Source organism: Massilia sp. GCM10023247, from assembly GCF_042653325.1.
Classification (GTDB): Bacteria; Pseudomonadota; Gammaproteobacteria; order Burkholderiales; family Burkholderiaceae_D; genus Telluria.
This window is the reverse complement of the sequence record NZ_JBHSIB010000007.1, coordinates 679294-692112: the sequence shown is the minus strand read 5'-3', so window position 1 is coordinate 692112 and position 12819 is coordinate 679294. Positions and strand designations below refer to the sequence as shown.

Annotated in this window: 13 protein-coding genes; 9 read left to right on the top strand and 4 right to left on the bottom strand. The window is 62.3% G+C overall.

Features of this window, described 5'->3' with window-relative positions:
- Positions 1 to 2: 2 nt before the first annotated feature.
- From ACFPAH_RS06725 to ACFPAH_RS06715, 3 genes are all read right to left on the bottom strand, one after another.
- Complete coding sequence (locus tag ACFPAH_RS06725) at positions 3 to 557, bottom strand: PAAR domain-containing protein (RefSeq protein ID WP_379742518.1); 555 nt, start codon at positions 555 to 557, stop codon at positions 3 to 5.
- 173 nt (positions 558 to 730) lie between these two features.
- Positions 731 to 1366, bottom strand: coding sequence for a flavin reductase family protein (locus tag ACFPAH_RS06720; RefSeq protein WP_379742515.1), 636 nt, complete (start codon positions 1364 to 1366; stop codon positions 731 to 733).
- A 38-nt stretch (positions 1367 to 1404) separates the two neighbouring features.
- Positions 1405 to 2091, bottom strand: a complete 687-nt coding sequence (locus ACFPAH_RS06715) for a TetR/AcrR family transcriptional regulator (protein ID WP_379742512.1) — start codon at positions 2089 to 2091, stop codon at positions 1405 to 1407.
- Positions 2092 to 2249: 158 nt separating this feature from the next.
- On the opposite strand from ACFPAH_RS06715, the gene ACFPAH_RS06710 reads away from it, so the two are divergent.
- The 9 genes from ACFPAH_RS06710 (at position 2250) to ACFPAH_RS06670 (ending at position 12235) form a co-directional block, all read left to right on the top strand.
- Positions 2250 to 3278 (top strand): Rieske 2Fe-2S domain-containing protein, encoded by a 1029-nt coding sequence (locus tag ACFPAH_RS06710; protein ID WP_379742509.1) that lies wholly within the window; start codon positions 2250 to 2252, stop codon positions 3276 to 3278.
- A gap of 17 nt (positions 3279 to 3295) precedes the next feature.
- Positions 3296 to 4372, top strand: coding sequence for a xylose isomerase (locus ACFPAH_RS06705; protein WP_379742506.1), 1077 nt, complete (start codon positions 3296 to 3298; stop codon positions 4370 to 4372).
- Between the two features lie 31 nt (positions 4373 to 4403).
- A complete protein-coding gene (locus tag ACFPAH_RS06700) occupies positions 4404 to 5510 on the top strand; it encodes an S-(hydroxymethyl)glutathione dehydrogenase/class III alcohol dehydrogenase (protein ID WP_379742503.1) in 1107 nt (368 codons plus the stop codon).
- An 11-nt stretch (positions 5511 to 5521) separates the two neighbouring features.
- Complete coding sequence (fghA, locus tag ACFPAH_RS06695) at positions 5522 to 6397, top strand: S-formylglutathione hydrolase (protein WP_379743007.1); 876 nt, start codon at positions 5522 to 5524, stop codon at positions 6395 to 6397.
- A gap of 15 nt (positions 6398 to 6412) precedes the next feature.
- The gene (locus ACFPAH_RS06690; protein ID WP_379742500.1) at positions 6413 to 7645 is read left to right on the top strand and encodes an NAD(P)/FAD-dependent oxidoreductase; all 1233 of its coding nucleotides are present in this window, start codon (positions 6413 to 6415) and stop codon (positions 7643 to 7645) included.
- A gap of 54 nt (positions 7646 to 7699) precedes the next feature.
- Positions 7700 to 8020, top strand: a complete 321-nt coding sequence (locus ACFPAH_RS06685; RefSeq protein WP_379742497.1) for a 2Fe-2S iron-sulfur cluster-binding protein — start codon at positions 7700 to 7702, stop codon at positions 8018 to 8020.
- Between the two features lie 1100 nt (positions 8021 to 9120).
- Complete coding sequence (locus ACFPAH_RS06680; RefSeq protein ID WP_379742494.1) at positions 9121 to 10533, top strand: purine-cytosine permease family protein; 1413 nt, start codon at positions 9121 to 9123, stop codon at positions 10531 to 10533.
- Positions 10526 to 11239: a cysteine hydrolase family protein gene (locus ACFPAH_RS06675; RefSeq protein ID WP_379742491.1), complete on the top strand. Its 714-nt coding sequence runs from the start codon at positions 10526 to 10528 to the stop codon at positions 11237 to 11239. The genes ACFPAH_RS06680 and ACFPAH_RS06675 overlap by 8 nt, the downstream gene beginning before the upstream one ends.
- A gap of 174 nt (positions 11240 to 11413) precedes the next feature.
- Complete coding sequence (locus tag ACFPAH_RS06670) at positions 11414 to 12235, top strand: outer envelope protein (protein ID WP_379742488.1); 822 nt, start codon at positions 11414 to 11416, stop codon at positions 12233 to 12235.
- 46 nt (positions 12236 to 12281) lie between these two features.
- On the opposite strand, the gene ACFPAH_RS06665 is transcribed toward ACFPAH_RS06670, so the two are convergent.
- Positions 12282 to 12797 (bottom strand): MarR family winged helix-turn-helix transcriptional regulator, encoded by a 516-nt coding sequence (locus tag ACFPAH_RS06665; protein WP_379742485.1) that lies wholly within the window; start codon positions 12795 to 12797, stop codon positions 12282 to 12284.
- Between the last annotated feature and the right edge of the window lie 22 nt (positions 12798 to 12819).

The following is a 12819-nucleotide window of genomic DNA, read 5'->3' as shown; positions in this document are numbered from 1 at the left end:
GATCAGTCGCCGTCGGCCGGCTGCCAGCTGAGCACTCCGGCCCGTTCCGCGGCCGTCAGCGGCTCGGTCCAGCCCCGGTAGTCGAGCCTGCCTTCGATGACCCGGTCCGCGAGCTCGAGGCGGTAGGGGCGGTTGCGCAGCGGTTCCTGGGTGTCGGGGTCGAGCAGGACCAGCGGCATTTTTTGTTCGGCAGGAACGTCTTTCCCGGCCGCGTTCGATGCGGCCGCGGCCGCGGCGGCGACGGCCGCATCGTCTTCGTAACTGTCGCTGTCGATCGACTGGACCATGAAGTCCTGGGCGGCGATCAGCCGCGGCGGCGGGCTGCATTTGCAGATGCACAGGTCGTCGGCCAGGGCGAGTTCGCGCCCATCGAAGGTATTGCTCACGCGCGGGCCGGCGGGCCTGATCACGCCTTCGGACCGGCAGGCGGGGCACCAGCAGGTGTCGCCTTCGAGCGCGATCGGGATACCGTCGATCGTGTCGACATGCCTGGCCGAAGTGACCTTGCCGCCCGCCGTGGTCGGCGCGCCGAGCGTGATGACGTACCTGTCTGGCATGGATACCGTCCTGGATGAGTGGTTCGCGCAAAGACTCCAATCTAGCGACGGACGGGATCGCCTGCTTGAGGAAGCACAGGAAACACAGGAGATGTCCAGGCCGGCATGCAGCCGACCGGATGGTGGCGGGGAGCGACAGCACGGCCCGCTACAGGACGGGCCTTGCAGAGGTGTCAGCGCGGACGGTACATGTGGAAACGCTGTTCGGGTCCGATCGCAAAATAATCGGCCGGGCCGCCGCCGCGCAGGATGTGGCCTGCGGCGCCCGTGTCGTAGATGCCGTCCTTGAGCAGGGCTTGGGCGATGTGGATCCCGACCACTTCACCAAGCACGAGCCAGGTCGGGACGGCGTCGCCGTCAAGGCCTTGCAGTTGCACGACCTGGGTCACCTTGCATTCGAATGACACGGGGCTTTCGGCCACGCGGGGCGCCCCGACCAGGCGCGAAGGCGCCGCCGTCAGGCCGGCCAGGACGAATTCGTCGACCTCGGGCGCCACTGCCATGCAGGTCGTGTTCATGGCCTCGGCCAGCGAGCGTGTCGCGAGGTTCCATACGAACTCCCCGGTCTCCTGCACGTTGCGCAAGGTGTCCTTCGCCCCGATGCTGGCAAATCCCACGATCGGCGGGACATAGTTGAAGGCGTTGAAGAAACTGTAGGGCGCAAGATTCGGCGTGCCGGCCTTGCCGAGCGAGGAGATCCAGCCGATCGGGCGCGGCCCGACGATGGCGTTGAACGGATCGTGTGGCAGTCCGTGGCCGTTGCGCGGCTCGTAGAAATGGATGGGCATGGCAGCGTATGGGTGGTTCATAACGAATTCAAGGCGGGGCCTCTCCGGGCAAGCGCGGCTCAACGCCGCACGGTGTCGAAGATCATCCGGACCATGACGCCGCCCCAGTGGGCGCGGTGCTCCGCGTCCATCAGCGGCTTGTCCAGGAATGCCGACAGCGTGTAGCGGTTTGACAGGTAAAAATAGCCGAGGCCCATCGTGGCCAGGTACAGGTCGACGGTGTCGATGCCTTCCTTGAACTTCTTCTTGCGGATCCCGCTAGCGACCGCCTTCTCGATGTTCGAGATCGCCGGCGGCAGCAATTCCTTGATCGCCTCGAGCTTGCGCAGGTGCTGGCCCTTCAGCAGGTTCTCGGTATTGAGCAGGATGATCAGTTCCGGATTGTCCTGGTAGTACTGCCACTGGAACAGGATGATCTTCTCGAGCGCCTGCTCGGGGTCCTCGAAGTCCAGGTCGAGCGCCTGCTCGGCGTCGATCAGCTTGCGGTAGGCGTTCTCCAGCACCCGCGTAAACAGGCTGTCCTTGCTGCCGAAGTAGTAGTAAATCAGGCTCTCGTAGCACTTGGCCTGCTTGGCGATGCGCTGCACGGTTGCGCCGGCATAGCCGCTCTTCGAGAACACGACTTCCGCCGCTTCGAGAATCGATTCCTGGGTGGTCAGGTTCTTGCTGGAGCGCCGCGGACGCCCGGGCGCCTTTGTCGCGGCCTTCGTCTTTGCAGGGATGGGCGTAAGTTCGTTGTTTTTCATGGGGGACCGGAGGGTGGGTGGCCTGCGCCGCTACGCGGAGCGCAGATGGTACACCAGAACGCGCCGCGCGCGGAACGTCGAAGCAAACAAAAAAGGCTTGGCCTTGAGCGTATACTCAATTAATATTGAGTGAACACTCAACAAAACAGGAGGTGGACGTGAGCGCTTTTGTATTGGATACCTGGTACCCCATCGCGTGGACGCGCGACATCGGCCGGCAGCTGGCGGCACGCAAGATCGTCGGCAGGGAAGTGGTCTTGTTCCGTGACACGGCCGGGAAGGTGGTCGCGATGGAGGACGCCTGTCCGCATCGCCTGTTGCCCCTGTCGATGGGCAAGCTGAAGGGGGATACTGTCGAGTGCGGTTATCACGGCATGACCTTCGACTGCTCCGGAAAGTGCGTGCGCATTCCGGCCCAGGAAATGGTGCCGGCGACCGCCGTGGTCCAGACCTTCCCGACCCACGAAAACATGGGCCTGGTCTGGATCTGGATGGGCGACCCGGCCCTGGCCGATACGTCGAAGGTCTTCGACCTGCCCCAGTATCACGATCCGGAGTGGAGCGCCGTCGAAGGCGACGCGCTCGAGATCAAGGCGAACTACCTGAGCCTGGCCGACAACCTGTGCGACCCGGCCCACGTCAGTTTCGTCCACCTCAGTACGCTGGGAAATGCGGCCAGCGAAGACATCCCGGTGCACCACGAGGAGCAGCCCGGCAAGATACTGACCTGGCGCTGGATCATCGACGCGCCGCCGATTCCGCTGTTCGCGAAGTACGGCAATTTCAAGGGCAACGTCGACCGCTGGCACTACTACCATTACCACGCGCCCAGCATCGCGATCATCGACTTCGGCAGCGCCGACACCGGCACCGGCGCGCCCGAGGGCAATCGCGACAACTGCATGCAAATCTTCGCCTGCCATTTCATGACGCCGGTCGACGAGGAGACCTCGGTCGACCACTGGCTGCACGTCAAGAACTTCAAGGCCGACGCAGAGACGAATGCGGCGCTCTCCGCCGACTTCCGGGTCGCCTTCAGCGAGGACAAGGCCATCCTCGAAGCCATCCAGCGCAACGAGAAGCGCTATGCCCAGCGCAAGACGATCAAGATCGCCATCGATGCGGCGCCGCGGCGCATGCGCAAGATGGTCGAACACATGGCCGCCGGCGATGCCGCCGCAGCCTGACCGGGACCGGAGCGACCATGACCCATCCCATTGGCGAGATGCCATTCCTGCTCGGCTGTAACGGCCGGGGCGTGCAACTGTCGTCGCGCGACAATCCGGTCTCGCTCGCCGAGCTGCCGGTCCACGAACAGTTCCGGCTGGTGAAGGAGTCCGGTGTCTTCGATTACTTCGACCGGATTCCGCTGCGCAGCAACTTCGACGAATACGTGCGGGCGATCGAGACCTTCGACCTGCCGGTGCACAGCGCAAGCTGGTTCTACCGGCTGGGCGAAGACGAGGCGCTGCTGCACGATAACCTGAAGATCTGCCGCGAGATCGGCGCCGGCTGCCACAACATCATGACCTTCAAGCACCACCATGATGGCCATGTGCTGACCGATGCCGAAATCGTCGACCACTACCTGGACGTCTACGACGCCGGCATGGCGCTCGGGGTGGAGCCCAGCTTCGAGCTGCACGTGAACATGTGGACCGAGGATTTCCTGCGCATTGCCGACATCGCCGGCCGGGTCCGCCAGCGCGGCATCCCGTTCAATTTCACGCTAGACTACAGCCACGTCAACTTCAAGATCAACCAGCCTTCCGAGCTCGCGCTGTCCGGCGTCGCCGAACTGGTAGAACGCGGCGAAGTGGTGCTCGATCCGTTCGAGCCAGGTTCGCTGTGCGAGCAGTGGCTGGACCTCAATATCGTGAAGTGGACCCAGTTGCGCGCCGTGGCGCCGAACCAGCCGGCCAACCTGTGGCATCGCAACGAAGACGGCAACTATGCACGCGGCATCCAGTACCCGATGGTGAAGCCGGAGCCCGGCGAGTGGCATTCGCCGTGGAGCGCCTATCTGCTGGAGCCGTCGAAGGAGGCGATCCGCAAGGTGCTGCGCTATCACGCCACCCATGCGGACAGCCCGCTGCGCTACATTACGACTGAATTCATCAATCTGCCGGATTACGGATTGGGAGCGAAATACAACCTGTTCGAGCAGAACGTCGCCGCCGCGAAGTTCATCCGCTCGGCATGGAATGAAACGGCCGCACTGCATGCGGCAGGCCTGCTGTCCGATGCGGCGGGCACCCAGGCACATACTCATTCAAAGTAAAAGTAAAAGTACAGTAAAAGGAAACGCATCTATGAAGACCAAGGCAGCAGTGGCATGGAAGGCGGGCGCTCCGCTGACGATCGAAAACGTGGATCTGGACGGTCCGCGCGAAGGCGAAGTGCTTGTCGAAATCAAGGCGACCGGCATTTGTCACACGGATTACTACACCTTGTCCGGCGCCGACCCGGAAGGCCTGTTCCCCGCCATCCTCGGCCATGAAGGCGCGGGCGTCGTGGTCGATGTCGGGCCGGGCGTGAAAAGCCTGAAGAAGGACGACCACGTCATCCCGCTCTACACGCCGGAATGCCGGCAATGCAAGTTCTGCCTGTCGCAAAAGACCAACCTGTGCCAGGCGATCCGCTCCACGCAAGGGCGCGGCCTGATGCCGGATGCGACCTCGCGCTTTTCGCTCGACGGCCAGCCGATCTACCACTACATGGGCACCTCCACCTTCTCGAACTACATCGTGGTGCCGGAAATCGCGCTGGCGAAGATCCGCGAGGATGCGCCCTTCGACAAGGTTTGCTACATCGGCTGCGGCGTCACCACCGGCGTCGGCGCCGTGATCTTCACGGCCAAGGTGGAAGCCGGCGCGAACGTCGTCGTGTTCGGGCTGGGCGGTATCGGCCTGAACGTGATCCAGGCAGCAAAAATGGTCGGTGCCGACAAGATCATCGGCGTCGACCTGAACCCGGCGCGCGAAGCCATGGCGCGCAAGTTCGGCATGACCCATTTCGTCAACCCGAGCCAGGTCGAGAACGTGGTCGACGCGATCGTCCAGATCACAGACGGCGGCGCCGACTATTCCTTCGAGTGCATCGGCAACGTCAAGACCATGCGCCAGGCGCTCGAGTGCACGCACAAGGGCTGGGGCCAGTCGATCATCATCGGCGTGGCCGAGGCGGGCGCGGAAATCTCGACCCGTCCGTTCCAGCTGGTAACGGGCCGCGAGTGGAAGGGCTCGGCCTTCGGCGGCGCGCGCGGACGCACCGACGTGCCGAAGATCGTCGACTGGTACATGGAAAACAAGATCAACATCGACGACCTGATCACGCACCACCTGCCGCTCGACCGGATCAACGAAGGGTTTGACTTGATGAAGTCGGGCGAGTCGATCCGCTCGGTGGTGATGTACTGATGGACGCGCCGATGGAATTGCTGGGCGAGCACCGCTGTTTCGGCGGCGTGCAGCGTTTCTACCAGCACGCGTCGCGCGAGACCGGCTTGCCGATGCGCTTCTCGGTCTACCTGCCGCCGCAGGCGCTGTCCGGGCAGGCGTGTCCGGCCGTGTTTTACCTGGCCGGCCTCACTTGTACCGAAGAGACCTTCATGATCAAGGGCGGCGCGCAGCGGGTGGCCGCACGCGAGGGGCTGATCCTGGTCGCGCCGGACACCAGTCCGCGCGGCGCGAACCTGCCGGGCGAGGCCGAGCACTGGGACCTGGGTGTCGGCGCCGGCTTCTATGTCGATGCGACCGAGGCGCCGTGGAGCGCGCACTACCGCATGTACAGCTACGTCGCCGACGAGCTGCACACGCTGGTGACGCAGCAGTTCCCGGTCGACCGCGAGCGGGTCGGCATCATGGGGCACTCGATGGGCGGCCATGGGGCGCTGGTGCTGGCGCTGCGGCGGCCGGAGCGCTTCCGTTCGGTCTCCGCATTCGCGCCGATCGCGGCGCCCGCCCAATGCCCCTGGGGCCAGAAGGCGTTCGGGGCCTATCTCGGCCAGGATGCAAGCCGCTGGCTGGCCTACGATGCGACGGCGCTGATGCAGCGTTGCAAGCGGCCGCCATTCCCGGCCGGGATCCTGGTCGACCAGGGACTGGACGACAAATTCCTGGCCGAACAGCTGCACCCGGGCTTGTTCGAGGATGCGTGCCGCGCGGCCGGGCAACCGCTGACGCTGCGCCGGCATGCCGGCTACGACCATGGTTACTACTTTATCGCCAGCTTCATCGAGGACCACCTGCTGCATCACGCGCGCCAGCTGGCGCACATGCCGCAGCAGGAACTGGCATCGGCTTAACCGAAACGGGAGGCAATGATGGAAAATGCAGCGCAAGGTGTTGTGATCGTCGGCGCCGGCCATGCCGGCGGCAATGTGGCCGGCTTCCTGCGGCAGTACGGCTTTGCCGGGCAAATCTCCTTGCTTGGCGAGGAGGCGACCGCCCCTTACCAGCGGCCGCCCTTGTCCAAGGCCTGGCTCAAGGGCGACCAGGGTAGCGCCGACCTGCTGCTCAAGCCCGTGTCGTTCTACGACAACGAGCGCATCGACCTGCGGCTCGGCACCCGCGTGACGGGCATCGACAGCACACGGCAAGTGGTGACCCTGGGTGATGGCGGCACGCTCGGCTACGACCACCTGGTCCTGGCGACGGGCGCGCGCCCGCGCAAGCTGGAGATTCCCGGGCACGATCTCGACGGTATCCTGTACCTGCGCGATATCGAGGATGCGCAGCGCCTGCGCACCGCCCTGGCCAGCGCCACGCGCATCGGGATCATCGGCGGCGGCTATATCGGACTCGAGGTGGCCGCCTCGGCCCGCGCGCTGGGCGTCGGCGCGGTCGTCATCGAACGCGAGGCACGCCTGTTGTCGCGCGTGGCATCCCCGGCGATTTCCGGCTTTTTCCAGCGTCACCACGAGGGGCAGGGCGTGCAGTTCTGCCTGGGTGCGGGGATCGCGGCGATCGAAGGCGAGGGCGGGCGGGTTGCCGGCGTGCGGCTTGCCGACGGCAGCCTGGTCGACTGCGACCTGCTCCTCATCGGTGTCGGCGCGATTCCGAACGACGCGATCGCCGTTGCCGCCGGCCTGGTCTCGGACGGCGGCCTGGTGGTCGATGCCGATGCGCGCACAAGCGTCCCCAACATCTTTGCCATCGGAGACCTGGCCGTGCGGCCCGTCGCCCTCTACCAGCGCCTGCACCGCATCGAGAGTATTCCGAATGCGCTCGACCAGGCGCGCCGGGCGGCCTGTGCGATTACCGGCCGCGAGCCGCCGGCCCAGGAAGTGCCGTGGTTCTGGTCCGAGCAGTACGACGTGAAGCTGCAAATCGCCGGCATTGCGTCCGGAACCGAGGAGCACGTCGTGCGCGGCGCACCCGAATCGGGACGCTTCACCGTGTTCCATTTCCGCGGCAAGGTGCTGCAGGCGGCGGAGGCAATCAATTCGCCCGCCGACTTCCTTGCGGCAAAGAAGGGCATTGCCAGCGGCAAGGAAATCGACACGGCACGCATCGCCGACCCGGCGACGCCTGTCATGTCGCTGTTTGCGTGAAGGCAGCGGTGCCTGGACAACGACGTTTTTATACAAAGCAGGATCGCGATCAAGATGGCGCACGTCACCTATATTGAATCCGACGGCACCGCGCACAAGGTCGAGGTTGCCGAAGGCTGGAGTTTGATGAAGGGCGCGGTCCACAACAGCGTGCCTGGCATCGATGCGGAGTGCGGGGGCGCCTGCGCTTGCGCGACCTGCCACGTGTATGTCGACGATGCGTGGATGGACAAGCTCGGCGATGCCGGGGGAGCGGAACGGGACCTGCTCGAGTGCGTCGGCGAACCGCGGCCGAATTCCCGCCTGGCCTGCCAGATCCGCATCGGCAGCGAGCTCGACGGCCTGGTGGTGCGCATGCCCGCGTTGCAAGGCTGAGTCTTGCAGGCGAACTGGGGAGGCGGGCCGCGCCTGCGGCCTTCCTCCCTCATTCGTATCCCCCCGAGGCGCGGGAATGGCGGCGCCCTGCATTTGAGCGAAGCTTGAAACCGGCCTGATGCAGCAAGCTCGCTGCGGCGGCGCCATCCAACCCTGCCCATCGCTGCAGAACGAGTTGCCTCTCTAGCAGGCGGCCTTCTGGGAAAAGCGGATCAGCGCCCTCCGTTTTAGATCAAAATGCAGCGTATACGCGACAAAATATTCTAGTCTCCGATTGGGGGAAGCGCTGTTGCGCGCGCTCCAGGCGTTCCGCAAGCTTTCGGTGCTGCGTCTGGTGAACGCCTCCGGGAAGCCCTGGGGGCCGGCCGAATTCCTCATGTATCTGCCCCGCACGTATAGGCATTCCATCCCGCGCTCATGGGAAAAAGCCGCGCCGATGCTGGCTGCTGCGCGGCCGCCGGGGCAAGCACGGCATGCATGCAACCCCGGCCGCGGAGTTGCCACGGTGTCAACGATATCCCGTCACTTCACTTTCCTCGACTGAAACGCGAATACTTCTTGCAAACTGCATAAAGCTGTACGATTATGGTGTACGCGTTGTAAATTCAGTGAGGCATGAAAGGTCGTCAGATCCGCCTCGCGCATTTCTCGAGGAGACAGGAGTGGAAAAAATATTCCGCGTCGGCCCCATGGTGCCGAGTTCGAACACAGGCATCGAAGCCGGAGTCGCGTGGACGCCGACCGCGCGCCGCCCCGTCCGCTCCGAACGCCTTGCCTTTTATTCGCCCCGCAGTGCCGACGTGATCGTCCCGTCGGCTTGCGCGCACGCGCCTGCGCTGCCGGCGATTGCCCAACGTCGAGGCGATCCCGGGCGCGGCACCCGGCATGTAACAGGCCCTGGCTGACGCTCGCGACAATTTAGAAATAAGGAAAGGATGGACGTGGTAGGGGAACCAGGACAGGCAGACTCGTCCGAGTGAGTCGTGCGTCCAGGGTTCCCGATGCAAGACCCGAGACAGGCTGCGCATCGGAATTCCGGAAAAACAGTTACGGCAAGTCAGAACAATCATGTCAAAAAAATTAAATCAAGGAGACCTTAAATGAATGAGAAAGACCGTCAAGCGCAGAATCACGACGATTACGCTCGAGAGAGGGTGCCGGAACACGCAAAGCGTGGTGCGTCTTCTGTCTTGAGCGTGCTGGTGGGTTTTATTACTGCATTCTTTTTTGTATTGGTCGGCGGCCTGTCCCTCAACAAGAGCGGCGCGGCGGCGACATGGGTGGCCTTGCTGATTTCCTTCGTACTGCTGATTGTCTTCACGCTGATCGTCGCCGGCAGGGCGTCCAGGGAGGGGCTGACTTCCGAGCTGTTGACACGTGGCGCGGGGTTTGGCGCGGTAGGGTCGGTCATGACGACGATCGTGTATGCTGGAACCTTTGTCATCTACGCAGGCACCGAGGGTCAAATTCTTGCGCATTCGATTGACCAGATCTGGGATCTTCCCGACCAAATATGGTTCGTGCTCGTTGCCTTGATCTTTTTGCCGATGGGGTGGAACGGCATTAGCAGCATGACCAAAATCCTCGCATGGACCGTGCCGGTGTATGTGGTGTTGCTTGTTTGGGCAATTGTTCAGGCCTGGAACAAAGCAGGCGGCATGCCGGATGGGATGTTCGACGCGATGCCGGCCGGTGCCGTCGGTGGCGTCGCCGGGGTCATCGCCATCGTTTCTGCCCTGTCGGGAACCGTCGGGATCAACCCGTTCGAGGCATCCGACTACAACCGCTTCATCAAGGCCGAGGATTTCAAGCGCAAGGCCTGGTTGACGGTGATCCTTCCGTACGCGCTGTTGTTCTTCGGCGCGATGCCGCTGGGGATGTATTTCACCCTCGCCACCGGCAGCACGGACCCCGCCATTTATTTTATCGGCCTGATCGGCTTGCTGCCTGGCGTGGCACTGGCATGGGTCTCCCAGGTCCGCGTGAACCTGACCAACATCCACGTGAGTTCGGTTGCATTCGCCTCGGGGTCGGAACTCGTCGGTGCAAAAATCCTCGGACGGCGTTTCTGGGTGCTCGGCGTAACGGCCGCGTCGATTGCACTGATGTGGTTCAACGTGCTGGGCAATCTGTATGTCTTCCTCCAGTGGACCGGCATCTTCCTGTTGTCGTGGGTCGCTTGCGTCGTGGCCGACATCACGGTCGTGCGCGGACTGTTGAAGATCGTCACCGGCGAGATCGAATACCGCACCTCGCATATCCGAAAATACAACTGGGTTGGCATTGTCGCCATGCTGACCGGAACGATCTCGGCATCCCTGATCTGGATCTATTCGCAGGATCAGATGCTGAATGACTTGTCGGCCTATATCGGCTTTGTCATCGCCTTTTGCGTGCATGTCGTGATGGCCATCGTTACCAGGGGCAAGACGTATTTCAAAGATCCAGCAGATCCACGGATCGCTGTAAATGGTTCAATCGGCATTTTTGAGGAGGACAAGATTCATGCATAAGTCGGCGATCAATCCCGTGATCAGGGCGCGGTATCGCGCCATGAAGGGAGGCAAGGAGTTCGCGTTTGCCGCGCTCGATCCCCAGCGCACTGCGCACCTGGTGATCGACATGCAGAACGGCTTTGTCGAGGAGGGCAGTTTCTTGGAGGTGCCCGAAGCGCGAAACGTGGTGCCGAACATCAATGCGATCAGCAAGGCCATGCGTTCGAATGGCGGGATGAATCTCTTCCTGCGGTTCACTACGACGAGCAAAAGCGATTGGTCCGTCTACTTCGAACAATTCCAGAGCGAGGAATTCTCGACAGTGGAAGTCGACGGATTCATGGCCGGCAGCCATGGACACGACTTGTATCCCACGCTGGAGGTCCTGCAGGACGACCATATTCTCGATAAAACGCGATTCAGTGCGTTCACGCCCGGCTCTTCTTCCGCACTCGAACTGCTGAAGGCGAAGGGCGTCGATACGGTTGTGATCTCGGGGACGCTCTCCGATTGCTGCTGCGCGGCGACGGCGCGCGACGCGCAACAACTGGGCTTTCGGGTGATCTTTGTCAGTGACTCCAACGCTGCATTGAGCGACGACGAGCACAATGCTGCCCTTAATTCACTTGCGGCATGGTTTGCCGATATACGGACCACCGCCGAGGTCGTTCAACTCGTCCTGCAGTCCGAGGGTGCCGTGAAGAAAGCGGATCGAACCGGGTAACTCACCTGGGCAGTGCGCGTCGTTCGGCGCGCACTGTTTCTTCTTCATTAATCAGAACCAGTGGCGGAAAAGCGGTCGGCGCGCGCCGAGGCCTCGTGCCGTCCCTATCAAGCCTGAATTCTGTGGAAATTTCTCGAATTAAAAACAAAGTGACAGAACCTTGGAGGAAGACAAATGAAAAAACTGTGCAGCGTGTCGATTATCGGGATTGCAGGATTGTTGAGTGCCAATGCATCGGCGGAAGTGTGGAGCGATACATCGATCGGCATCAGCTACGGCCCTGGTTACAGAGAGCCGGGCGTGAACGGCGATATCGCAAAGACGGTCGTGAACATGACCCACGCGGGCGGCTATAAATATGGCAGCAATTATTTCAACGTCGATTTCCTGAAATCGGACAGCGTCGACCCGTCGGTTGGTGCCGGCAATACGGACGGATCCATCGAGGTCTATGCGGTGTACCGGCATCAGTTGAGCATGTCGGCCGTCGCCGGCAACCGCTTTGCCTACGGTCCGGTAAAAGACCTGTCCCTGACTGCGGGATTCGACCTCGGTACGAAAAACAATGGCTTCGGTTCGCGCCCAGTGAAAACCGTCGTGGGTCCGACGCTGAATTTTGCCGTGAACCAGGGTTTTTTTGATCTCGGCCTGTTCTGGTATCGCGAGACGAACAACAACGGCATCGTCGGGAGAAAAGTAACTTTCGATAGCACCTACCAGGTTTCCGCGGCATGGAAGAAAAATTTTGCCCTTGGTCTTCCCGCCGCTTTTGAGGGCTACCTGTCGTATACGGGGGCGAAAGGCAAGAACGGCTTCGGCGTCGAAACGGTGGGCGGAACCGTGGCGCATGCCCTGCTGATGTTCGATATCGGTTCGCTGGCCGGAAAGCCGGGCGTCGTGTATTCCGGTGTCGGTGTCGATCACTATCGGAACAAATACGGGGAGCGCGGGGTGGATCAAACGAGCGCGATTGCGCAGCTCGCCATCCACTTTTAATCGTCGCGATGTGGCCAGCCCAAGCGCTGGCCTTGCTGCGCCGGCCTTATGCCTGGTCGAACTTGTTCATCTTCTGCAGCAGATAGAGCAGCGCCATCCGCTCCGCTGGGTTCAGTTCCCCGAAAGTGCTTTCGGTGATGCGCGCGGCGAACGGAAGGACCTCGTTGATCAGTTCGTTCCCTTGATCGGTCAGCCGCACCAGGACTTTTCGCTTGTCCGAAAGGTCGTGTTCGACAGCCAGCAATGCGCGTGCCTTCAGGCGCTTGACGATATCGCGCACGGTCGCCTGGTCGATGGCGGTCATTTTCGTGATCTCGGTGAGGGAGCAGCTGTGCTGTTCCAGCACGGCGCACATGACCACGAACTGCGCCGAGGTCAACTGCGAGTCGGGAATCATTTCCTGGAAAATGGCCACATGCCGCTGATAGGCGCGCCGCAACTGGTGGCCCACCTGTTCGGCGAAATGATAGTCGTGGTGCGCTTCCTCTTGCTCGAGCTGATTCGCGGATGAAGCTGTCGACGCTAACTCCGCGGTCGATTTGTCGGCATTCTTTTGCTTCATGCTTCGGTATCCAACTCAGTTG